Below are 22,201 nucleotides of genomic sequence, written 5' to 3'. Positions count from 1 at the left end.
GGGCACCCGCACGAGAGGAGCGCGTTATGCCTGCAGGATCGAGCAAGAAACGCGAGCGGCAGTACGAGCACATCAAGGAGAGCGCGGAAGACCGCGGGGAGTCCAGCAGCCGGGCCAAGGAGATCGCGGCGCGCACGGTGAACAAGGAGCGTGCGAGGGCGGGTGAGTCGAAGTCCGCCAGCAAGACGTCCACACGCGATGCGAAGTCCGCCTCACAGCGGGGCGGTCAGCGCTCGCACTCCGGTGCTCAGGGGCCTACCAAGGACCAGCTCTACGAAGACGCCAAGAAGCGCGACATCCATGGAAGGTCGTCGATGAGCAAGCAGCAACTGAAGAACGCGCTGGGCCGCTGAGCCCGGTAGCCGGAATCTGCTGATGAGGCCTGTCAAAGGCCGCCGCGCACTGCGGTCGGCCCGCGGCCATGCGCCATCGGCCGGGCAGCCCCCGCCGGTGCGAGCGCCGGCGCGCCATCCAGCAGGCTCTTGCCCGCACCGTGTACGGGCCATCCCCCCGTTTGTCGGTGACACCCGTGGACGGCTATGGCGTTGCGGGCCCGCTGCCATGGCGTGGAGCGGGCCCGCAGAAGGAATGGCCGTGGCCGGAGGAGGGTGACACGCCCTCACGGCCGCCAGGACGCGAGGCCGCAAAGGCGATCAGCGCGGTGACAGCTTCGACGGGCTCAAACCTCGCCTGCGGCTTGCCCCCCTGTGGCTGATTCCCCATCAGTCCCACCACCCGCCCTGCCCCGGCTGTCGGGTAGTCCTCCAATTCCCTCTGCCACCGATCCGCGGGCTGCTCCTGTGGTGCGCGGCGCGAGGCCGCGGGTGAGGCTGTGTGCATGACCGAGCGTTCCGTGACCATTTCCCCGCCCACGAGAGACGAAGGCCGCCAGGTGTGGGTGGACGGTGCACTCCTGGGCGCGGTGCACAGCCTGAGCGGGCTGACACACCTGCTGCAGGGTGCGGGCTGGGAAGGCCTTGACGAGGTCGATGTGGCCGACTTGCCGATCATCGAGTGGTACGGCGGCGGGCCTGAGGTGTGGGCACGGAGCGACTGAATGCGTGGGATGGGGCGGTCGGGCAGGGGACTTGGCAGGCAGGCCGGGTTCAGCGATGTTCCCATGGGGCCGGCTCGGCTCAGGCTTCTCTGGTTCAGCCGGCGAGCCGGGGAAGCGCCGCTCACGAGTACTCGGCGTCGTACTGGATGGATCGAGGCGCCCCCCGGGAACCCCTTTCCCAGCCTTTGGCAGGGCAACTCATGGCACGAGGTGCATGCGGAGGACCTCAACGCCTGCCTGCGGGAGAACTCGAGTACGGACGTCACCGCCAAGGGCTTCCGCACCGGCACGCCACCGTACTCTCCGCCGTCGCCGTCACGTTGTCGGTGCGGCTCTCCTGCGAGTCCAGGACGACCCGCAAGCGCGCGGTGACTCGATCAGCCCCCGCCTCGTCGAGCTCTTGGAGGGCGCAGGTGCGCACGAGGGTCACCGGCCTGGCGCCCACCGACGGGGGGAAGCGCAGTGAGGGGCGGATCGCCGGAGCGGGGTACTCGCCAAAAATGAACACGACACACTATGAAATGGCCGCTTCGACCGCGGCGCTGGGCACCATCGGCGCTTTCGTCGGCGGCCTCGTCATCGCCGGCGCCCTTGTGTGGGCGGTCCGGCTGGGCATCAGAGTGCGGCGGCGCGAGCCCGGACCGCCCCGCACGCGCGAGCCCGGGCCGCCCCGCACGCCCGAGCATCCCGAGCTGCCCGAGTCCGGGCCGGTACACGAGACCCGGCAGATGCGGGAGCCGGACGAGGTGCCCCGAGCCTCGGACGAGAGCCAGCCGCTCACCCCGTACGAACTCCACGCTTCCGGCAGCAGACGCGCCGACAACCAGCAGCGGCGACGCTGGAGCCGCGGATCGAGCGGTTCGTTCGGCGGTGGCGGGTCCGGCAGGACGTGAGCCTCCCGACAGCACCTGCGCCGTACGACGTGAGCTTCGAGGCACCCTTACGGCACTCGACCCCACTGCGATCGGCCCCCTTGGTGACGCGAGGGGGACGCTCAGGAGTGTTCGGCACGGATGACCACCAGCTCTTCCGTGTTCTCGTCGGTCAGCGGTCCCTGTCGGCGCAGCCAGGTCCGGCGCTCGCGCAGCACCGGCCCGAACGGGACGAAGGCGCGGTCGACGGCCGAGGCGGGCAGCCCCGCCGCGGCGAGGCGGCTCAGTGTGGACTCTGTCCCGCACAGGGCGGAGTGCACGATCAGCAGGACGCCGCGGGGGCGCAGAACCCAGGGTGCCGTGTCGCAGATCCGGTCTACGAACGCGCGGCCGTCGTGTCCTGCGTCCCAGGACCGCTCCGGTCCCCGGCGCGGGAGGCGATCGGCCGGGGACGGCACGTACGGCGGGTTGCTGACCACGAGGTCGTACGAGTATCCGGGGACCGCCGCGGTCAGGTCCCCGTGGCGTACCGTGACCCGCCGACGGGACAGCAGCGCGTTCAGGCGGGCGGTGAACACGGCCCGCCAGGCGATGTCGACGGCGCTCACCCTGGCTCCAGGCTCCGCCGCCCGCCCCGCGAGCGCTCCGCTGCCCGTCCCGAGGTCGAGGACCTCGGTCGCGGGACCGACCTCCTCGCGGCGCGGCGCGCGGGACAGGAGGTCGGTGTCGTACTGGGGTGTGTAGACACCCGGGGGTGCCAGCAGGGGAAGCGTCGGCATTCCCATGAGACACCTCCGATTCCTCCATCTTCGGACCGGTATATGGCGGCCGGTCCCTGTGCCTTGAGCGCCCCAGGAAACCGTGCTCGGCACGCGGTCTCAGCCGCCTGGTTCATCGACGACCCGCACCGTGGCGAGGCCGGGGTCCGCGGCGTCCGGGAGGTTCATGCCGGCGGCCACCCCGGTGCGCAGATAGCGCAGGACCGGCTCGGTGAGGCGCTGGCCGGGAAGGACCGCCGGAATGCCCGGCGGGTACGGGGTGAGCATCTCCGCCGCGATGCGTCCTTCGGCCTCCGCGACCGGGACATCCGCCGTGGGCCCGAAGTACGCGTCGCGGGGCAGGTCGATCTGCGCCAGCCGCAGCGCGGTGGGGGAGGGGAGGTCCACCCGTGGCGCCGGCCGCAGTTGCGGCGCGGCGCGCGCCAGATCCTGCAACGCGAACAGGAGCCGGCTGGTCGTCTCCCGTTCGTCGGCGTGGGTGAGCTGGGTGCTGATCCGGCGGTGGTCGGCCAGGTGCACGTCCACGGCCTTGTGCTCGCGCAGCCAGTCCGCCGCCCGGTAGCCCGTGGTGCCGAGGCCGCTGACATCGATGACGACGGGCAGCGGATCGAAGTCGTCGGCCGCCTGCGGACCGCAGAAGTCGGTGGCGTCGTTCACATGGAGTCCGTCGATCTCCTCGATCGCGGCCCGTACGTCGGCCGCCAGCTCCAGAGCGGCCCCCAGGAGGGCCCGGCCGTGCAGGGCCATCTGCCGTCGCCAGCCGTCGAGACCGGCGTAGAGGAGCACGGACGGGCTGGTGGTGCCGAGCAGGTCCGACCGGGATTTCAGCACCGCCGGGTCGATCAGGTCGCCCTGGAGGTGGAAGACGGATCCCTGCTCCAGACCGCTGCCCATCTTGTGGATGCTCGTCACACAGATGTCGGCGCCCGCGTCCATCGCCCAGGACGGCAGATTGGGATGGAACGGCAGATGCGCACCCCACGCCTCGTCCACGATCAGCGGCCGGGAGCGGCGGTGACAGACGTCAGCGATGCCCCGCAGATCGGCGCAGCCTCCATACGGGGTCGGACTGGTGACCAGGGCGCCCCTGGCGTCGGGGTGGGCGGCGAAGGCCTTCTCGTAGTCCTCGGCCGACGGAGGGTGCGCCAGATGACGTTCGGCGTCCCAGCGGGGCTCCACCCACACCGGGCGGATCCCGGACAGGATCAGGCCCGAGACGACGGACTTGTGGGCGTCCCGGCCGACGAGCAGTTCCTCGTGCGGGCCCGCCGTGGCCAGCATGGCCGACTTGACCGACAGGGAACTGCCGCACGTGGTGAAGAACGTGTGCTCGGCGTGCACCGCGTCGGCCATCAGCTCTTCGGCCCGCTCCAGCACCTGTCCCTTCATCCGACGATCGTCGAGGCCCCCGGAGGCCAACAGGTCGCCGTGGAAGACGGCGTCACCCAGCACCTCCCGCACCTCCGGGTCGGCGCCCCGGGCCTGTTTGTGGCCGGGCGGGGTGAAGGAGAGACGGCCCAGCTTTCGGTGCTCCGCCAGGGCTTCCAGTACGGGTGCTCGCGTGTGATCGACAGACATGGCACACGAGTTCCCGCGCCCCCCGGGGGCCAATCAGGCAAGCCCGCCGACCGGCCCCGGCCGCCCACGGTTCGGTTGGTTGCGTCGGACGCCGAGGGCGGCGTACCGCTGCCGGACCCGGGAGTTCTTCGACGGCCAGGACCGCCGCCCGAGCAGCGAAGGCGCTGCGCCGCAGGGTCCGCCATCAGCTGCGGGACGGGGCCGCGCGGATCCGCCGGGAAGGGCCGCGTACGGCGGTGGCGACCTCGCGGACCTTTCCGCAACGGGCCCCGCTGTGCGGTGCGGCCCCCGGGCGCGCAGGGCCGTTCGTGCCGCGTGAGGTGGCACGTGGGAACCTGCGCGCCTGCCTGGAGAGGCTCGCCGCGCGTCCGGCGGCCGAGCGCGCCCTGTTGCCGGGCGCGTGCTCCTGCGGCACTTCGAGGACGGTGGGGCGTGGTGGACGGAGGCCGCCGGGCAGAGGGACGAGGCCGCGCCCGTGGGCGCGGTGGCGCTGCGCATCGCGACGCAGCCGAGCTGATCCGAGGCGGAACGCGTCCGGGCCGGCCGCGCCGGCGGGCCGGACGCGATCGGCGACGCGATCGGCGACGCGAGCGGCGGCGGGGGACGTCACGGACGCATGAGGATCTTCACCGCGTCGTCCTCCTTGCGCTGGAAGATCTCGTACGCGTGCGGGGCGTCCTCCAGCGGCAGATGGTGGGTGGCGAAGTCGTCCACGCCGAGCGGGTCGTCGTCCGTGAGCAGTGGCAGCAGGTCGTCCACCCAGCGGCGTACGTTGGCCTGCCCCATCCTGAGCTGGATCTGTTTGTCGAACATGGTCAGCAAAGGCAGCGGATCGGCCGCGCCGCCGTAGACGCCGCTGACTGAGATCGTCCCGCCCCGCCGGACCAGGTCGATGGCCGTGCGCAGCGCCGCCAGCCGGTCCGTCCCGGCCTTCTCGGCGAGCCGGGCCGCCACACCGCGGGGCAGGAAGCCGGTCGCCTGCTGCGCCATCCGCCCCAGCGGACTGCCATGCGCCTCCGCGCCCACTGCGTCGATCACGCTGTCGGGCCCGCGCCCGTCCGTGCGGTCCCGGACGGCCCGTACGAGCTCCTTGCCGCCGTCGAAATCCGACAGGTCGAACACCTCGACGCCACGGTCCCGCGCCCGGCTCAACCGTGTGGCGACGAGATCGACGCCGAAGACGGCGCGGGCGCCCCGCTGCAGGGCGATACGGCAGGCCATGTCCCCGATGGGGCCGAGACCGAGGACGGCGACCGTACCGCCGGGCGGGACGTCGGCGTACTGCACGGCCTGCCACGCGGTGGGCAGCACGTCGGACAGGTAGACGAAGCGGTCGTCCGCCGGTCCCTCGGGCACCTTGATGGGTCCGTACTGGGCCTGGGGCACTCTCAGGTACTCGGCCTGCGCGCCCGGCACCGCTCCGTACAGCTTGGTGTAGCCGAAGAGCGCCGCGCCCATACCCTGGTCGGTGACCTGGGTGGTCTCGCACTGGGTCGGCAGACCCGAGTCGCACATCCAGCAGTGCCCGCAGGCGATCTGGAAGGGCACCACCACGCGGTCCCCGGGCCGCAGGTCCGCCACGTCCGCTCCTGTCTCCTCCACCACGCCCATGGGCTCGTGCCCGAGGATGTCGCCGGGGGTCATGAAAGGCGTGAACACCTCGTACAGGTGCAGGTCGGATCCGCACAGGCCGGTCGAGGTGATGCGAACGACCGCGTCCGTCGGTTCCTTGATCGTCGGGTCCGGAACGGAGTCCACGCTCACGTGCCGCCGTCCCTGCCAGGTCACCGCCCTCATAGCGGACGCTCCCTTCCTCTGGGTGGGTGCCGAGCGCGCGACGCACCGGCGAGGTCATGGGCCCCGAGTACCCAGCACCTACGGCTAAAAGACGGACGGGCGACGCCGTTGCCGTCAACGGCCGACGGGGCCGACCGGCGGCACGCCCGGGTTTGCCGAGGTGCCCGAGGGGGACTCGCCCGGGAACCGACAGACGGCAACGGCGGGCCTTGCAGAGAGCGTGCCGGCGCCGAGTGAAACCGTACGCAGAAGGAAGATGAAGCGCCGTGACCGCGGACGTCAGGAAGCAGGGCACCATCCGCCGACCCGAGACGGGCTGGGCGAAGGCGCGCCGTCGGCGCGGGAACGTGCGCACGTGTGTGGCGAGCGTCATCGACGGCGACACCGCGCAGGCGGCGGGTAGGGCCGCCGAGTGGAACATCGTCAGGGGTGAGGACTGACCGGCGTGAGGCCAAAGGGTGACCCGCGAGGGAAACCCGAAGGGGAACAAGGGGAACAGGGAACGCGGGGCCGAAGAGAACCGAGGGTCTCTTCGGCCCCACGTATGTCCGACTCGGTCCGCCCCCGTCGGGCCGGCGGGCACGGGGCGGGTGCTCCTGGGCGGCATGAAGGCATGGCGCGGCTTTCCGGAGATCCTGCGCCGCGTCTTTGGCGGCAACCTGGATCGCTGCCGGAGAACGGCTTCGACGTGGCGGACGCCGGTGGGCAGCGAGGGCACGCTGGTGACCGTACTCAGGGCCGAACTCGACCTGGTGCCGGTGCCTTTGTGCCAGTCGCTCCTGATGCCTGGCCGCGACGGCATCTGCGAGGCGGCGGACGAGGCGGGTGACGCCTGCCAGGTGCTGGTGGACCTCAGCCCTCAACTCCGGTGGAGGTGTGGGCGGCGCCGACGGGCTTGGATTCGGGGGATCCACGTTGGCGCAGGTAGACCGAGAGGATGGCCATCGAGGCGACGGCCAGGAGCTCGGACTGCCAGTTCTGCAGGGTGCGGTTCCAGAAGTCGGCGGAGCCCAGGTACTGCGGCCAGGAGACGGGTGCCTGGAGTTGGCGCAGGTGTTCCTCGTTGTAGGCGGCTGCGCCGGTGATGGACTGGGCCAGCCACGACCACACGAAGATGGTGGCCATGACGAGGCCCAGGGAGCGCGAGTACAGCGTCTGCCGCCATCCCTTGTCGGCTGCCCAGCGGGGTGAGGAGGGGCCGGCGTGGTCGCCGACCTTCTGTTCACGGTCGCTTTCCACACCGGCCTTGTGGAGTTGCTTGGACTCGGGCGAACCGTGTTGGAGCAGCCAGACGGTGCCGAAGATGTAGAGGAAGAACTGCAGGTATTCCGACTGCCAGTTCTCGGTGACGTCCACGGCGAAGTCGGAGGTCGTGAGGTATTGGAGGAAGCCGATCGGGTGCAGCCCGTCGATGACGAGCTGGTTGTTGAAGTTGGCGTGTCCGGACACGGCCTGGCCGGCGAGGGTGAGCAGGAAGCCGGTGCCGAAGGCCAGGGTGAGGCCGTTGTGTTTCAGGAACTGTGCCAGGCGGCTCATCGCTGCATCAGTCCAATGGCGGTGAAGTAGCTGAGACCGGCGCCAACCGTCAGGAGCAGCAGCGTGAACAGGGTGCGCATCCTCTGGTCACCCCCCTTTGACCTGGCACTGATACGGCTGGTGGGGGCGTGGCACACAGCCTGCCGCGGTGATCTTCCAACCGGCCGGGAAGGCTGACAGGAACAGGGTGTCGGTGTTGAGGACCACCCGTGCCTGCTGCCCGTAGACCTGGACCCCACGCACTGCCGCCGCGTGGGACAGCTGCTCTTCGAAGAGGGCTTTGGCGCAGGGCATCTTCGCGGACTCCTCGAGCTCCTGCCGGGTTTCGGGGGCCAGCGCCGCGCAGGCGCGTGTGCCGTCAGCCTGCCGGACGCTCTCCTCGAAGCGCAGGGCCGCCCGGGACGCAGCCGCTTCCCGTTCGCCGAGCGTGCTGCAGCCGGTCAGGCAGCCAGCGCAGACGACTGCCATCAGGGCCGTACTCCTCCAGTGCGACAAGGAACCTCCACTTGTGGGTCAGGGCTGACGGACCATGCTGATGCGGTGGCCATGGTCACCGACGGCAGCCGCGCCGTGTGCCGGGCGAGCGCAGAGCGTTCGGGCTATATGACGTCGGGTCACGGGCCCGTCGCGTTCGCCGCGAGCTGCTGACCGTGCGCGATCGACCGGTACACCGTCGTCCACCCGCATGACCGCCACCCAGGGCGCCCCGAATGCCAGCGGAGCCGCAGGCCACCAGCCCGCCCACCGCCACGCGGCGCGGGCCACCAGCCCGCCACCTGCCACGCGGCGCGGGCCACCAGCCCGCCACCGCCACGCGGCGCGGGCCGCCTTGCCCGCCCGTGCCACCGGGTCCCGCTCGCGGCCCGGCTCCGCCCGTGCCCGCCGCGCCGCCTGCACGGCTGCCACACCGCCCCGCCGAGCCGCCCGTATCGCCCCACGAGTCCACTCCCTGGCACATCAAGTGCCACACCAGCGTCGAGACACCCACCGAGCGAGTCGAAGCCGGTGGGAGCGGCCGCGGCGCCACCGGCGCGGAAGGCTGAGAGGAGAAAGAAAGTCCGTATGCCGCAAATTCGCGTATGGGTGGCGCTGGACCGGATACCCGTGCGGAATGGGTCGGACAGGGAAATGGCACGGGCGGCGCGGCGGGCATGCCGGGGCCGCCCGAGAGGCCGAGACCGTGCAGGCCCCGCACGCCGGGCCGGATGAGCAGGTGGAGGGGCGTGCGCCGGACAGTCCGACGGACCTGCCCAGGCGCTCCTGGGGGATGGTGCTCAAAGGCACCCTGAAAGAGTTCAAGAAGGACGAGCTGGGCGACCGGGCCGCGGCGCTGACGTACTACGGGATCCTGGCGCTGTTCCCCGCGCTGCTGGCACTCGTATCCCTGCTGGGAATCGTCGGCCAGTCGGCGACGAAGGCGGTGCTGGACAACATCCAGAAGCTCGCCCCGGGCGCGGCGCAGGACGTCCTGCGCAACGCGGTGCAGCAGATGCAGGGCAACGCCGGGCTCGGCTCCCTCATGGCCATTGCCGGTCTGGTGCTGGCGGTGTGGTCGGCGTCCGGCTATGTCGCCGCGTTCATCCGCAGCGCCAACGCGGTCTACGACATCCCCGAGGGCCGTCCGGTGTGGAAGGTGCTGCCGGTGCGGGTCGGCGTGACCGTGGTTCTGATGGTCATGGCCGTGATCAGTTCGCTGATCGTCGTGTTCGCCGGCGGCCTTGCGCGGGAAGTGGGCACGGCGCTCGGGCTGGGCGACACCGCGTTGACGGTGTGGTCGATCGGGAAGTGGCCGGTGCTGGTGGTCCTGGTCACGGTCATGATCGCGGTCCTGTACTGGGCGACCCCGAACGCGAAGGTCCGCGGTTTCCGCTGGATCACCCCGGGCAGCTTCCTGGCACTGCTGATCTGGATGATCGCCTCCGCCGGGTTCGCGCTGTACGTGGCGAACTTCGCCTCGTACAACAAGACCTACGGAACGCTCGCGGGCGTGATCGTCTTCCTGGTGTGGCTGTGGATCACCAACCTGGCGATCCTGCTCGGCCTGGAGTTCGATGCGGAGCTGGCCCGCCAGCGCGCCGTCGCCGGGGGCCATCCGGCCGGGGACGAGCCGTACGTGCAGCCGCGCGACACCCGGAAGTGGGATGAGGAGGACCATCGCCGCCTCGAATCCTGAGGTGGTGGATCACCGCCGGCCGCGGTATCGGTGTGAGGGGGATCGACGGGAAGCCGGCTGGTCATGGGAGTGACGGCGGGCCTGCGGGACCGGGATCGGCGGCTGGCGAGGCGGGCGATCGCGCCGGGGCGGCGCTGGGTGCGGCAGATCGCGCCGGCGGTGCAGGAGAGGGCCGAGCACACCACCCTGTGGCGGGCGGCGGCAGGGCGCGTGCGGATGCTGAGCCGGTGTGCTCGGGTGCCGGTGTGCCGGGCGGGGTGCACTGCGCGATCCGCCGTTCCAGCTCTGAGCGGATGCCGGCGCACAGGTCTCCCGTCCGCGCCCATTCGACGATCAGTTCCGCTACGTGCCGCAGCTTGATGTTCGTGTGCTGGGAGACCGCTCTCAGGACCTCCCAGCCCTGATCCGGCGTCAGCCGTCCTAGGGCAAGGACGACGCCGATCGCCTGGTCCACCACGGCGTGCGAGCGGATCGCTTCGTGAAGCTGAGCGTTCTCATCCTGCAGCTCCTCCACACGCTCCTGCGCCGAATCCTCAGACGATGGCTCTGATCCGCCGGCACTGCGAGTCACCCCTGCCTCCTTGTCTCAACGATTCCTTCCCGCCTCCGGCTCTCTGCCCGGAGTTCGTCGAATTGAGTTCTCCCCAGTACGACGCGAGACGTAGATCACCAGGCCGGGCCGAAGCGTGCGGCAGCCCCGGCAGCCGCCCGTACGAGCACGTGGACCCCGGGGAGCAGTCTGCCCGCCGCACTCCGCACTCTGATGGTCCTGAACAAGGCGGCCGACACGGCATAGCCCCCGCGTGATACGTGGGACGGACGCGGAACCCGGGACTCCGGAAGGAGTCCCGGGGCCGCTGCCCTCGAAAGCCTCCACCGGGCCGGCGCGCCCCTGCGCCAGAGGGGTTCGACCGCGGCGGCCCGCGCCCGGCTTCCCCTTCCGTCCGCGGATCCGGGCTGTCTCCGCCCGGGTCCGTGCCGCCTCCGTGGAACCAACCGATTCTCAGATTTCCTATGGGATTGTTAGGGCTTCTGATCCGGAGGCGGACGCTGCGGCGCTCACGCCGGGACGGCGGACCGCAGGGCGAGCGAGCGCAGGACGTGGCGTAACAGGGACGATCCGTCGCTTCCGGCTCCTGTTTTTGTCAGATGTCTTGACGCAGGACGGCGCCTCGCGCAGCATCTCCCCGCAAATATCCTATTGAATTCAGGGGAGTTGTGGTGCCGTACCTCCGGATCAGGCCCCTCTTGTCCAGTGCTGTCGCCGTGGTGGTGCTCACCGGCGGTCTGACTGCGTGCACCTTGAAGAACTCGGGGGAGCCGGCCGGCGGGAACGCGGCTCCCGGGCAGGGCACGGGGAACGGGACGGCCGAGCCGGCCGACGGTTCCGGCGTCAAGGTGGCGCTCGTCCCGGGCGGCGCCCACCCGTACTTCCAGCAGTGGAAGGTGACGGGAGCCGCAGCGCGGAGCGAGTACGGCCTCGGGGGAGTGACGTTCGACGAGACCGCCGAGTGGGATCAGCAGAAGCAGAACAACCTGCTCTCCACACTCGCGGCGCGCGGCTACAACGCCTTCGGTGTCTTCGGCGTCTCGCCGACCGACATCAACAGCACCTTCTTCGACCTCAAGTCGCAGGGGTTCGCGGTGGCCTCCCTGGGCTCGTGCCCGGCCGGCAAGGTGAACAAGGCCGACTTCTGTCTGTCCACGAACGTCGAACTCGCGGCCTACCGCGCCACCCGCGCCGCCATCGACGCCATGGGCGGCAAGGGCACGCTGGTCCACCTGACCGGCAACAACGTGGACGCCAACACCCAGTTGCGGATCAAGGGCGTGGCCAAGGCGGTGAAGGAGACCAAGGGCAAGGTGAAACTCCTGCAGACGGTCACCGACATCGACAAGGACCTGCAGACCGCGCAGAAAGCGGTGTCCGACCTGCTGGCCGCCAAGGGCAAGGAGATCCAGGGCATCGTCACCACGGCCTACAACCCCGCGGTCGCCGCCGCGGACGGGGTGAGACGTTCTCGATCGTCGGCGAAGGTCGTGGCCATCGACGACGACGCCAAGATCATCGGCTCCATCAAGGACGGCTCCGTCAGCGCCACGGTCGTACAGAACCCGGTGGGCCAGGCGGACGTGGGCACGTGGGCGCTCGCTCTGCTGCAGAGCAAGCAGTGCGTGATGCGCGACCCCGGGGTGATCGTGGACTCCGGCTCCTTCGTGGTCACCAAGGCGAATGTCGCCGACTACGACAAGGAGAGGCGGCGCAAGAGCGCCGACCTCAAGAAGCAGTTCGCCGACAAGCTCCTCAACTGCGGCTGACCGGGCCCACACCACCGGCTCTGCCGGTCTGCCGCCCACGCCCTTGACCAGGGCCCTTGACCACGGAGAAGCGGACACCGTCATGACCATCATCACGACCGCCACGGCCCGGCTGGCCGATGTCGCGGTGGAGCAGAACCGCACCGACGCGGTCCAGACATTCATCAAGCAGGAGACGATATTCGTCGACCTCGCCACCGACGACGGCCTGGCCGGCATGGGGTACAGCTACACGATCGGCACCGGCGGCTCCTCCGTGCTGGCGCTCCTGCGCGACCATCTGCTTCCCTCCCTGACCGGTCAGGACGCCCGGAACGTCGAGGCCCTGTGGCAGCGGCTGTTCGCCCTGACGCGGGCGACCGCCGTCGGAGCCGTCACCTCGCTCGCCCTCGCCGCCGTCGACACCGCCCTGTGGGACCTGAGATGCAAGCGCGCGGACGAGCCGTTGTGGCGGCTGGCGGGCGGCCATCGCCAGGAGATTCCGCTGTACGACACCGAAGGCGGCTGGCTGCATCTGAGCACCGACGAGCTGGTGAAGTCGGCCCTCGCGGCCCGCGACTCCGGGTGGGCCGGCGTCAAGATCAAGGTGGGCAAGCCGCACCCGGCCGAGGACGTGGAGCGGCTGCGCGCGGTGCGCGAGGCGGTCGGCCCCACGCTGCGCATCATGACGGACGCCAACCAGTCCCAGACGCTGTCGTCGGCGGTGCGACTGGCCTCGGCGCTCGAACCCCATGGGCCGTTCTGGTTCGAGGAGCCGATGCCGGCGGACGACGTGAGCGGTCACGCACGGCTGGCCCGCGCGACCAACATACCGATCGCCGTGGGGGAGACCCTCTACTCGCTGGGCCAGTTCCGCCAGTATCTGGAGGCCGGCGCCGCCTCCGTGGTGCAGGTCGACGCGGCCCGCGTCGGCGGCATCACCCCCTGGCTGAAGGTCGCCCACCTGGCGGAGGCGTACAACGTCATGGTCTGCCCGCACTTCCTGATGGAACTGCACGTCAGCCTGGCGGCCGCGGTGCCCAACGGCAGCTACGTCGAGCACATCCCGCAGCTGAGGGCCGTCACCCGCACCGAACTGACGGTGCGCGACGGGCACGCCGTGGCCCCGGACGAGCCGGGGATCGGCATCGACTGGGACCATGACGCGATCGAAGACCGGAGGGTGGCGTGACCACGGCATCATCGCCCCCGGCGGAGACCGGGCAGCCACCCGCGGCACAGCGCCCTGCTCCGCGCCGGCGTCTTTTGGCCCCCCAGCAACTGGGCCTGTTCGGCCTCGTCGTCGCGCTCGTCATCGTCTTCGGCCTGCTGCGCCCGGCCTTCTTCGACGCGAGACTCGTCCTCTTCCCGCTGCTGCGTGACATCTCGACACTGACCGTGGTGGCCCTGGCCCAGATGGTCGTCCTGTCCGTCGGGCACATGAACCTGGCCGTGGGCCGCATGGCCTCCTTCGGTGCCCTGTTCGCCGGACTCGGCTACGACCGGTTCGGACTCCCGCTGGCCGCCGGCCTGTTGGTCTGTCTGCTGGCGGGTGCGCTGATCGGCGCACTGACCGGATGGATCATCGCCCGCACCCAGGTGAGCTCCTTCGTCGTGACCCTCGCCATGGACTTCGCACTCCTTGGGCTCGTCTCCCTGCTGTACTCCTCGCTCACGGAGAACGCGGCCTTCACCCGGACACCGGCCGGCGTGGGGGAGCTACGCCAGTACTCGCTCGCCGACATCTGCGTCGGTCCCGTCTGCGGCTCACCGGCGATCCCGCAACTGGCGCAGTTCACCGTCCTGGCCGTGCTCGGCCTCGGCTTCCTCTACCGCTACACCCGTACCGGCAGGGAACTCCTGCTGACGGGCGCCAATCCGGCCGCCGCGGAACTGTCGGGCATCCCCACCGCACGCCGGGTCATCACGGCGCACACGCTGTCGGGTCTGCTGGCCGCCCTCGCCGGGTTCATGGCCGCCGTCAGCACGGGCACGTTCCGTGCCTCCATCGGCGACGACTTCATGCTCCCGTCGTTCCTCGGAGCCGTCCTCGGCGGCACCCTGCTCACCGGTGGCGTCGTCTCGGTCATCGGCGCCCTGCTGGGCACCTCGCTGGTCGGCGTCATCCGCAAGGGCCTCGACCTCCTCGGCGTGGGCCTGGAGAGCCTCAACATCTACCTCGGCTGCGTCCTGCTGCTGGCCCTGTCCGCCGACCGGGTGCGCCACCTCGTCAGCTACCGAAAGGTGGTGCGCTCGACATGACGACCCCCACAACTCCCCGTCCCTGGGCGGCCGATGTGGTCCCAGCGCTGCGCCGTTTGTCCCGCTCCACCTCCCTCACCCTGCTCGGCGTCGTCGTGGCCGGGTACATCGGTCTGGGGGCGGCGTCGGGAGGCTCGTTCTTCGAGGGCAACTCGGTCCGGACGTTCCTGCAGTATCTGGCGACGCCCATTCTCATCGGCCTGGCCCAGATGGTCGCCCTGTGCGTCGGACAGCTCAACCTCGCGGTCGGCGCGCTCGGCGGATCCACCGCCTGCGCCATGGGTGTTCTCATGGCCGACGCCGGCCTGCCGGCGGCCCTGGCCGTGGCGATCGGCGTGCTGGCCGCCACGGCGATCGGCGCGCTCACGGGTCTGTTCATCGTGGCCACCCGCATCAACGGCTTCATCGTCACGCTCGGCACCATGACCATCCTGCTGGGGGCGCAGTACCGGCTGGCCGGTACACGCACCGTCGACGGCTACTCCGCCACCCTGCGCGACCTGGGGACGGCCGCTCCCCTCAACGTGCCGCTCGTCTTCGTCACGGCGCTGGCCGTGGCCGCCCTCCTCGCCCTGTTCATGCACCGGGGCATCGCCGGAAGGCGGCTCCTCGCGGCGGGCGGGAACCCGCTGGCCGCGCGGCTCTCGGGCATTTCCACCGACCGCCAGATCGTCCTGGCGCACACCCTGTCCGGCCTTCTCGTCGGGGTGGCCGCGCTGATCGCCACCGCCTCGCTGCCCGGAGTCAACCGCAGTGTCGGCGGCGACTGGCTGCTGCCCAGCTTCGCCGCCCCCATCATCGGCGGAGTGGCCCTGACGGGAGGGTCGGTGGCCGTTCTGGGGACCGTACTGGCCGCCTTCGTCATGCGGCTCATCGACAGCGCACGCGCCGAGTTCTCGCTCGACCCCAGCTGGGTCAACTTCCTCATCGGCGTCGTCGTACTCGCCACGGTGGTCGGTGGCCGCCTCCACCGGACCCACCTCGGCCTCGCGAGCAGGACCGACGACGAGAGACCGCCCACGCCCCCCGGCAACCGGCCGGCGCCCGCCCACACCCTGCCGAGCACAGGGGGAGCCCCGTGAACGACGTACTGCTCGAGTGCGAGAACATCGTCAAGGTCTTTCCCGGCGTACGCGCCCTGGACGAGGTGGCTCTGCGCCTGACGGCGGGAACCGTGCACGCGCTGCTCGGTGAGAACGGTGCCGGCAAGTCGACACTGATCAAGGTCCTGACCGGCGTCCACGCGCCGGACGGCGGCCGTCTGCTGCTGGGTGGCAGCGAGGCGCACCTGCGGAACCCACTGGACGCGACACGCGCCGGCATCGGGGTGGTGCACCAGGAGCGCAATCTCATTCCCGCGTTCTCCGTGGCGGAGAACATCACGCTCCACAAGCCGCCGTCACGCCGTGGCCTCATCGACCGCGCGGCCATGACCGGCCCGGTCGAGCGCTGCCTGCGGGATGTCGGACTCGACCTGAACCCGCACACCCCGGTCAGTGAACTCTCCGTCGCCCAGCAGCAGTTGGTCGAGATCGCCAAGGCGCTGCACACCGACAGCCGGGTCCTGCTGCTGGACGAGCCGACCGCCTCCCTCTCCCCGCAGGAGGCCGAACGGCTCTTCGACGTGATCCGGCGGCTGACGGACCGGGGCACCTGCGTCGTCTTCGTCAGCCACAAGCTGGAGGAGGTCTTCGCGGTCTGCGACACCGTCACCGTGCTGCGCGACGGCCACTGCGTACTGGAGTCGGCCCCGCTCGCCGAGCACACGCACGACGAGATCGTGACTCTGATGGTGGGCCGCAGCCATGCGGCGACCGTACTCTCCCCGCGCACGGTGGACGCGTCCGCCGTGCCCGCGCTCTCCCTCACCGGCGTGGCCACCTCGGCCGGTCACCGCGACATCGGTCTCGACGTGCGCCCCGGGGAGATCGTCGGGCTGTACGGCCTCGTCGGCGCCGGCCGCAGCGAACTGGTCAAAGCCGTCCTCGGCCTCGGGCTCGAGCGTGTCACGGCGGGCGAGGTCCGCGTACACGGCCAGACCGCGCGGATCTCCTCACCACGGCAGGCACTGCACGAGTACGGCATCGGCTATCTCACCGAGAACCGCAAGGAGGAAGGCGTCTTCCTCGAGCAGCCGATCCTGCGGAACCTCACCGTCACGGTGTGGAAGAGACTCGCGCGGGCCCTCGGGTACGTCTGCGACCAGCAGGAGAGAGACGTCGCCGACGATCTCGTGGCACGGCTCGGCATCCGTGTCGCCTCGCTGGAACAGAACGCCGGCGAACTGTCCGGCGGCAATCAGCAGAAGGTGAGTCTCGCCAAGTGGCTGGCGGTGAAGACCCGGCTGCTCGTCGTCGACGAACCGACCGTCGGCGTCGACGTCCGCACCAAGCATGCCTTCCACGAACTGATCTGGGACCTCGCCCGCGACGGTCTGCCCATCCTGCTGATCAGCAGTGACCTCGGCGAGATGGTGACACTGGCCGATCGCATCGTCGTCATGGCGGACCACCGCATCCGTGGCGAGGTCGGGAACGAGCACGACTACGAGAGGATGAGCGGCCAGGTCATCCGCCTCATCCACGGAGCAGGGGAGGTACCGCACCCTTCTGGTGACAACTCGCAGGTGGGGCGGGCACATGAAGCCATGATCCGTAGGAGGAAACCGGTGGAAAACCTATACGATTCGTAGAGCCACATCGTCCGGACGGCTCAAAGGGGAGGCAGGCCATGCTGTCGGAGAAGCCTCACGGCGGAGTGCCGGACGCGGCCTTTGACGACGTCACACCGCCCCGAGCCCTCCCGCAGCGCCAGGTCCTTGCCGACAGTGTGTACGAGGCCATCAAGGCGATGGTGATGGACCACCAGATCAAGCCCGGTGCCCGCGTGGGTATCGAGGCCCTCGCGCGTGCGCTTGAGGTGTCACCGACGCCCGTACGTGAGGCGCTCGCCCGGCTGGAGGCGGACGGCCTGGTCACCAAGCGCTCCCTCGCCGGATACCGCGCCACGGATCTCCTCACGGTCGAGGGCATCGAGGAGCTCTTCGAGATGCGGATGCTCCTCGAACCGCACGCCGTGGCGCTGGCGGCCGAGCGGGCCACCGAGGCCCAACTGGACCATGTGGAAGAGCTCATGGAGCAGATGAGGAATGAGCCGGAAGAGGGCGACAGCTACGCGCTGTACGGCCGGTTCGCCGCCCTCGACCAGCAGTTCCACGACACGCTGGCCACGGCGTCGGGGCGCGTTCTGCTTGCGGACGCCGTCGAGCGTCTCCACGCCCACCTCCACATCTTCCGCCTCAGCGCCATCACCGGTGCCGGTCCGGCCACGGTGGCGGAGCACGAGCGGATCCTGCGTGCCCTCCTCCGGCGCAACTCCGACCGAGCCGCACAGGCCATGCGGGAGCACCTGCGGAGCAGCCTCGAACGCCAGCTGCACTGCTTCCGCGACGGCGTCTGACCGGGGCCCGAAGAACCTCGCCGTGGCCGTCGGGGGACAGGGCCCGAGAAGATTTCCTGCATTGCTCGGGCCAGCCGGCGGTCCTGCCGCTTCCCGTTCGACGCAGAGGTGAGAGCGGGAACCCCGAGCCGGGGACACCCCCTGCCCGGGCTGCGTGTACACCGCCTCACCGTCTCCCTCGACAGCTTCGCCGCCGGCACGGACCAGCGCCTGGACGCACCCTTCGGCGACGGGACCGAGGGCTTGCGGGCATGGCTGTCCGCCGCGACCCAGGACCGCCGACGGCAGGACGGGAATCGACGCCGACCGGGTCGAACGCCGTGAGGAGCACATCGGCGCCACCGTCGTGGGCCGCCATCCCTGATCTTGCGTGGGTATCCCGGGCTTCAGCCGGGGAGGGAAACGCATCCTCGTCCCGGAGGCGCGCAGCGCCGGAGTTCGCTCCGTCTCTGTTTTGACGGTCAGACAGGCTGCTTCTGGCCCTCGATGTACTGACGGATCACGGTCAGCGGTGCACCGCCGCAGGAGCCGGCGAAGTAGGAGCGCGACCAGAACACCGAGCCCATCGCAATGCGGTTTATCCGGCCGGTGTATTCGGCCCGCAGGTAGCGGGAGCTGACGCCCTTGAGGCTGTTGATCAGCTTGGACAGGGCGATCTTCGGCGGGTAGTGCACGAGCAGGTGGACGTGGTCGGCTTCGCCATTGAACTCGCGCAGTTCCACTTCGAAGCTGGTGCAGACCTCCCGCATGATCTCTTCGCAGCGCTTGAGCATGGCGTCATCGAAGACATCGCGCCGGTATTTGGTGATGAACACCAAGTGAGCGTGCAGGTGGTGGGCGACGTGGCGTCCGGTACGGATATCAGGGTTTGGTTCCCAGCGCGGTGACATACGCCAAGCGCAGTATCTTCTGTGAAGCTGACCAGGAAGGGGGTGGGCCGGATGATCCGTGCGTACACGTTCCTCATGCGGCCCACCGTTCGCCAGACGGCCACGCTCGGCGAGATGCTGCGGGATCACTGCTCGCTCTACAACGGAGCCTTGCAGGAACGCCGCGAGGCCTACCGGCACGCCTCGAAGACGAGCGTCAAGTACGGGCAGCAGTCCGCGCAGCTCAAGGCCATCCGGGCGTTCGACCCGGAACGTCAGGGTCGCTGGTCGTTCTCGTCGCAGCAGGCGACGTTGCGCCGCCTGGACAAGGCGTTCGCCGCGTTCTTCCGCCGGGTCAAGTCCGGCGAGACGCCGGGCTACCCCCGTTTCCGGGGCATCAACTGGTTCGACACCGTCGACTTCTCCAAGGACGGCGACGGCTGCCGCTGGGACTCCACCCCGCACGACCCGGTCACCCGTGTCCGCTTCCAAGCCGTCGGGCACGTCAAGGTCAACCAGCACCGGCCCGTGGTCGGCAAGGTCAAGACCGTCTCCGTCAAGCGCGAAGGCAAGCGCTGGTACGTGATCCTGACCGCCGAGCAGTCCCAGCCGGAGCCGCTGCCCGCGACCGGCAGCGTGGTCGGCATCGACATGGGCATAGCCAACTTCCTTGCCGACTCAGGCGGCGAGTTCGCGCCCAACCCGCGCCACAGCCGCCGCGCCGCCGCGAAACTCGAAGCCGCACAGCGGGCACTGTCCCGCTTTCCCCGGGTGCGCCGCGACAAGCGCACCAAGAACCACCAACGGGCCGTTCAGAAGGTCGCCGACCTGCACCGCAAGGTCCGGCGCCGACGCCTCGACCACGCACACAAAACCGCCCTCAACCTCGTGCGCGAACACGACTTCATCGCGCACGAAGACCTCAAGATCCGCAATATGGTCAAGGCTCCCGCCCCGAAGCCCCACCGCACGACCCCGGGCAGCTTCCTGCCCAACGGGGCCGCCTCCAAGGCCGGACTCAACCACTCGATCTCCGATGCCGGATGGGGGGTGTTCCTGACGATCCTGCACGCCAAGGCTGAAAGCGCCGGACGGGAAGTGATCGCCGTGGACCCCCGCAACACCTCCCGCACCTGCCCCGAATGCGGGCACGTCGCAGCGGAGAACCGGCCCACACAGTCGAAGTTCCACTGTCAGAACTGCGACCACCAGGCGCACGCTGACACCGTGGCCGCGCTCAACGTTCTACGGGCCGGGCTGGTCCGTCGCGAAGCCCAACCGGCATAGCGAGAAGCCCCCTCGTTCACGAGGGGGAGGAGTCACATGTTTCGGGCCGCAGCGCGGGCCGTGGCAGGACGAGTCCTGGACGGCCCTGCTGGGGCGCCAGTCCGCCGTACCACCACCACGTGTTCGTCCACACGCACCACCTGCGGCCGTCGTCACTCGCCGAGGGGAGCACGGTCCCTGCCGCCGGCGCCAGGCCCAGTCTGAGGGGCGGTCAGGTCCGGGGGTCCGGTTTCCAGCGGATGGGTTCGCAGACGGTCAGGCTGTCGACTTGTGCGGCTGGGATGTCGCACAGGGCCGGCAGCAGGGCGAAGATCCCGCCGGCCAGAAGGTTGTCTCCGTTGGCGAGGCAGGGAATGTGGTCGAGAGTGCGGGCTTTGAGGAGGACGCCCTCGATGAGGGCGTCGAAGAGCCGGGACATGTCCAGCCAGCTGACGCCGGGGCGCAGGCTGAGGCCGTAGGCGGGAAAGACGGCGCCGTACAGACGTGCCCACTCGTCCAGGGCCGTGGTTTCGATGGCGTGGATCGCTTGCTGGATCCGAGGCTGGCGCGGCAGGGCTGCCTGGATGAAGGTCTGCAGTCCCACGACCGGGCTGGCCAGGGTGGACTGCAGTTCCGCTTCCGTGCCTTCTCTGATGAGGTCGCCGAGTGTCAGAGCCGGGGCCATCGCGACGAGTTCTTCCTGGACCTGCCGGACCCGGCGCAGGACGACTCCGGGCCTGAACAGGTAGGCGATGAGGTCTTCGAGGAATGCCGCCTGGTGGCGCCAGGTGTCGAGCCACCGTTGCCGGTCGAGCCTGTCCGCTTGGTGCGCGTCGGGAATCAGCCGGGACGCATGGCGCATCAGGTCCTCGGGACCGAGGTTCTTGAACAGCTTGAGTTCGTGGCTCAGTGAGGGCGACGAGGTGTCGGTGAGGTGATGCTGGTAGAGCAGGTGGAGGGCGAGATCGCAAAATGCCCGGGTCTCCCAGTCGGTGGCCCACTTGACCTGTGTCACGCGCAGCGTATGCACCTTGACGTTGGTGAACACCCCGGAGAGGTCCTCGCCCGCATCGCCGACGAGTTGCTCGGTCCACGCCTCCCAGTCCCACACTTCCCGCACGTGCGCCCTCCCGCCGCATCGGCTAGCGCGGTGACCTCACCTATGTCAATGGGCACAACGCGTGGCCACCCGCCGCTGTCACCTCCCATGGTCGGGGATGCGACGCGCTGACGAGTGCCATCCGCAGGATCCATGGCGAAGGAGGACCTGGCCGCCTGAATCTGGCTTCATTCAGGCCCCCTCCAACCCATGGGAGAGCAACCATGAACACACAGCCGGCGTGGCGTCACACCCTTCGGCACCTCCTCCTGCGCGCCCAGCGGTGGCTTGCCGGGCTGGCATGTGCGGCCGCAGCAGCCTGCACTGCCGTGACGATGTGGAAGCTGCTGGCGGCCAACGAGCCCGCCGCCTCAGCCTGGTGTACCGCGGCCGGCGCCCTCTTCGCCGCGGCCAGGACACCAGGCACCGCTGTGCGGTCGGGCTGCAGCCGAGACTGCTGCAGCCGCTGCCCGGCACCACCGCAGCCACCACCGCCGGCACATCACCCGTGACAGCAGCGGAGCAGAAGGCTCGTTGGCTGCTCGGACACTCAAAGCGGCCGACGAAGCGCTGGCGCGCTCTCAGCCTTCCGCCGGGCGCGGTGGCGCCGGCGAGTGCAGGAGCCGCAGGCCCGCCTCGACCAGTAGCCGGCCGAGGCGGGCGCGGAGCGGCGTGCTGCTCCGGCCCGAACGGCCGGCGCCGGCGCTCCGGCGCAGCTCCCCGGCGTGGGCCTGTGCACGCAGCTCGGCCGCGCGGGCGGCGTGGAGGGCGTGTATGTCCGGGTGGTGGTTCATGACGCGGCTTCCCCCCGGCGGTTGCGGAACGCGATACGCAGCACGGTCACCGGCTCTGCCCCTTCCGGACGCCGTGACGGGTCGTCGAACCGCTCGCCGTAGGACTCCAGCAGCACCGAGAACTGCTCACCCAGCTCGGCGAGTTCGGCGGCCGTCAGGTAGACGACGTCGTCGCCGAACTGCTCCGCCTCGCGCCACTCGCGCGGCAGTTGCTGCCGGGTCTCGACCGCCTGGGTCATCCGTTCGAAGTACCGCTGTGCCATGGCCGTGTTGAGCGCTTCGGCCGCCTCGCTGTCGGCGCCCTGAGCGGGCCGTGGCCCGCCAGGGCTTCTCCCGGCCCTGGCCGCCCTCGGCTTCCTCGA

At 70.1% G+C, this 22,201-nt stretch carries 22 protein-coding genes and 2 pseudogenes; 14 read left to right on the top strand and 10 right to left on the bottom strand.

The window, feature by feature from the left end; all coding sequences use genetic code 11:
- Window positions 1-26 precede the first annotated feature (26 nt).
- From ACFVXA_RS37025 to ACFVXA_RS37015, 3 genes are all read left to right on the top strand, one after another.
- Entirely contained in the window at window positions 27-353 is a 327-nt protein-coding gene (locus ACFVXA_RS37025; protein WP_383745590.1) for a plasmid stabilization protein, read from the top strand.
- 485 nt (window positions 354-838) lie between these two features.
- Window positions 839-1,057, top strand: a complete 219-nt coding sequence (locus ACFVXA_RS37020; RefSeq protein WP_362033193.1) for a hypothetical protein — start codon at window positions 839-841, stop codon at window positions 1,055-1,057.
- A gap of 521 nt (window positions 1,058-1,578) precedes the next feature.
- Window positions 1,579-1,950 carry a DUF6479 family protein gene (locus ACFVXA_RS37015; protein WP_390028423.1) on the top strand — a complete coding sequence of 124 codons (372 nt, stop codon included), beginning with the start codon at window positions 1,579-1,581 and terminating at the stop codon, window positions 1,948-1,950.
- Window positions 1,951-2,051: 101 nt separating this feature from the next.
- Here the strand turns inward: ACFVXA_RS37015 and ACFVXA_RS37010 are convergent, their stop codons facing one another.
- Both ACFVXA_RS37010 and ACFVXA_RS37005 read right to left on the bottom strand, forming a co-directional pair.
- On the bottom strand, window positions 2,052-2,714 hold the full coding sequence (locus tag ACFVXA_RS37010; protein ID WP_390028422.1) for a HemK2/MTQ2 family protein methyltransferase: 663 nt from the start codon (window positions 2,712-2,714) through the stop codon (window positions 2,052-2,054).
- Window positions 2,715-2,807: 93 nt separating this feature from the next.
- Entirely contained in the window at window positions 2,808-4,286 is a 1,479-nt protein-coding gene (locus ACFVXA_RS37005; RefSeq protein ID WP_390028421.1) for an aminotransferase class I/II-fold pyridoxal phosphate-dependent enzyme, read from the bottom strand.
- Between the two features lie 158 nt (window positions 4,287-4,444).
- Here ACFVXA_RS37005 and ACFVXA_RS37000 point away from each other — a divergent pair.
- Window positions 4,445-4,803: pseudogene (locus ACFVXA_RS37000) on the top strand (Ppx/GppA family phosphatase); the annotation flags it as partial.
- A gap of 89 nt (window positions 4,804-4,892) precedes the next feature.
- Here the strand turns inward: ACFVXA_RS37000 and ACFVXA_RS36995 are convergent.
- A complete protein-coding gene (locus ACFVXA_RS36995; protein ID WP_383909525.1) occupies window positions 4,893-6,083 on the bottom strand; it encodes an alcohol dehydrogenase catalytic domain-containing protein in 1,191 nt (396 codons plus the stop codon).
- 266 nt (window positions 6,084-6,349) lie between these two features.
- On the opposite strand from ACFVXA_RS36995, the gene ACFVXA_RS36990 reads away from it, so the two are divergent.
- Together ACFVXA_RS36990 and ACFVXA_RS36985 are read left to right on the top strand one after the other, a co-directional pair.
- Window positions 6,350-6,523: a hypothetical protein gene (locus ACFVXA_RS36990; RefSeq protein WP_362033087.1), complete on the top strand. Its 174-nt coding sequence runs from the start codon at window positions 6,350-6,352 to the stop codon at window positions 6,521-6,523.
- 177 nt (window positions 6,524-6,700) lie between these two features.
- Window positions 6,701-6,904: pseudogene (locus ACFVXA_RS36985) on the top strand (hypothetical protein); the annotation flags it as partial.
- 31 nt (window positions 6,905-6,935) lie between these two features.
- On the opposite strand, the gene ACFVXA_RS36980 reads toward ACFVXA_RS36985, so the two are convergent.
- Both ACFVXA_RS36980 and ACFVXA_RS36975 read right to left on the bottom strand, forming a co-directional pair.
- Window positions 6,936-7,619, bottom strand: a complete 684-nt coding sequence (locus ACFVXA_RS36980) for a DUF6766 family protein (RefSeq protein WP_383909523.1) — start codon at window positions 7,617-7,619, stop codon at window positions 6,936-6,938.
- A gap of 87 nt (window positions 7,620-7,706) precedes the next feature.
- On the bottom strand, window positions 7,707-8,087 hold the full coding sequence (locus ACFVXA_RS36975; RefSeq protein WP_390028420.1) for a hypothetical protein: 381 nt from the start codon (window positions 8,085-8,087) through the stop codon (window positions 7,707-7,709).
- A 643-nt stretch (window positions 8,088-8,730) separates the two neighbouring features.
- Between ACFVXA_RS36975 and ACFVXA_RS36970 the strand changes: the two genes are divergently transcribed.
- Entirely contained in the window at window positions 8,731-9,792 is a 1,062-nt protein-coding gene (locus ACFVXA_RS36970; protein WP_383909517.1) for a YihY/virulence factor BrkB family protein, read from the top strand.
- A gap of 61 nt (window positions 9,793-9,853) precedes the next feature.
- On the opposite strand, the gene ACFVXA_RS36965 is transcribed toward ACFVXA_RS36970, so the two are convergent.
- Entirely contained in the window at window positions 9,854-10,306 is a 453-nt protein-coding gene (locus ACFVXA_RS36965) for an ANTAR domain-containing protein (RefSeq protein WP_383909514.1), read from the bottom strand.
- A gap of 734 nt (window positions 10,307-11,040) precedes the next feature.
- On the opposite strand from ACFVXA_RS36965, the gene ACFVXA_RS36960 reads away from it, so the two are divergent.
- The 6 genes from ACFVXA_RS36960 to ACFVXA_RS36935 all read left to right on the top strand — a co-directional run bounded on the left by ACFVXA_RS36960 (window position 11,041) and on the right by ACFVXA_RS36935 (window position 17,811).
- Window positions 11,041-12,111, top strand: coding sequence for a sugar ABC transporter substrate-binding protein (locus ACFVXA_RS36960; RefSeq protein ID WP_389470732.1), 1,071 nt, complete (start codon window positions 11,041-11,043; stop codon window positions 12,109-12,111).
- A gap of 82 nt (window positions 12,112-12,193) precedes the next feature.
- Window positions 12,194-13,282 carry a mandelate racemase/muconate lactonizing enzyme family protein gene (locus ACFVXA_RS36955; RefSeq protein ID WP_390028419.1) on the top strand — a complete coding sequence of 363 codons (1,089 nt, stop codon included), beginning with the start codon at window positions 12,194-12,196 and terminating at the stop codon, window positions 13,280-13,282.
- Window positions 13,279-14,352 carry an ABC transporter permease gene (locus ACFVXA_RS36950; protein WP_390028417.1) on the top strand — a complete coding sequence of 358 codons (1,074 nt, stop codon included), beginning with the start codon at window positions 13,279-13,281 and terminating at the stop codon, window positions 14,350-14,352. The genes ACFVXA_RS36955 and ACFVXA_RS36950 overlap by 4 nt, the downstream gene beginning before the upstream one ends.
- A complete protein-coding gene (locus tag ACFVXA_RS36945) occupies window positions 14,349-15,434 on the top strand; it encodes an ABC transporter permease (protein WP_362033067.1) in 1,086 nt (361 codons plus the stop codon). The genes ACFVXA_RS36950 and ACFVXA_RS36945 overlap by 4 nt, the downstream gene beginning before the upstream one ends.
- Window positions 15,431-17,044 (top strand): sugar ABC transporter ATP-binding protein, encoded by a 1,614-nt coding sequence (locus ACFVXA_RS36940; protein ID WP_390028415.1) that lies wholly within the window; start codon window positions 15,431-15,433, stop codon window positions 17,042-17,044. Before ACFVXA_RS36945 ends, ACFVXA_RS36940 begins: the two co-directional genes overlap by 4 nt.
- A gap of 38 nt (window positions 17,045-17,082) precedes the next feature.
- Complete coding sequence (locus tag ACFVXA_RS36935) at window positions 17,083-17,811, top strand: GntR family transcriptional regulator (protein WP_384023384.1); 729 nt, start codon at window positions 17,083-17,085, stop codon at window positions 17,809-17,811.
- Window positions 17,812-18,272: 461 nt separating this feature from the next.
- Here the strand turns inward: ACFVXA_RS36935 and tnpA are convergent, their stop codons facing one another.
- Window positions 18,273-18,701, bottom strand: a complete 429-nt coding sequence (gene tnpA, locus ACFVXA_RS36930) for an IS200/IS605 family transposase (protein WP_390028414.1) — start codon at window positions 18,699-18,701, stop codon at window positions 18,273-18,275.
- 51 nt (window positions 18,702-18,752) lie between these two features.
- Between tnpA and ACFVXA_RS36925 the strand changes: the two genes are divergently transcribed.
- Entirely contained in the window at window positions 18,753-19,967 is a 1,215-nt protein-coding gene (locus ACFVXA_RS36925; protein WP_390028413.1) for an RNA-guided endonuclease InsQ/TnpB family protein, read from the top strand.
- A gap of 211 nt (window positions 19,968-20,178) precedes the next feature.
- Here the strand turns inward: ACFVXA_RS36925 and ACFVXA_RS36920 are convergent, their stop codons facing one another.
- The 3 genes from ACFVXA_RS36920 to ACFVXA_RS36910 all read right to left on the bottom strand — a co-directional run bounded on the left by ACFVXA_RS36920 (window position 20,179) and on the right by ACFVXA_RS36910 (window position 22,102).
- Window positions 20,179-21,066 (bottom strand): hypothetical protein, encoded by an 888-nt coding sequence (locus tag ACFVXA_RS36920; RefSeq protein WP_383745566.1) that lies wholly within the window; start codon window positions 21,064-21,066, stop codon window positions 20,179-20,181.
- A gap of 560 nt (window positions 21,067-21,626) precedes the next feature.
- Window positions 21,627-21,839, bottom strand: coding sequence for a hypothetical protein (locus ACFVXA_RS36915; protein ID WP_390028411.1), 213 nt, complete (start codon window positions 21,837-21,839; stop codon window positions 21,627-21,629).
- The gene (locus tag ACFVXA_RS36910; protein WP_390028438.1) at window positions 21,836-22,102 is read right to left on the bottom strand and encodes a hypothetical protein; all 267 of its coding nucleotides are present in this window, start codon (window positions 22,100-22,102) and stop codon (window positions 21,836-21,838) included. The genes ACFVXA_RS36915 and ACFVXA_RS36910 overlap by 4 nt, the downstream gene beginning before the upstream one ends.
- Between the last annotated feature and the right edge of the window lie 99 nt (window positions 22,103-22,201).

It is taken from the genome of Streptomyces sp. NPDC058246 (assembly GCF_042881985.1).
Taxonomy (GTDB): Bacteria; Actinomycetota; Actinomycetes; order Streptomycetales; family Streptomycetaceae; genus Streptomyces.
This window is presented reverse-complemented; position numbering and strand designations above follow the sequence as displayed.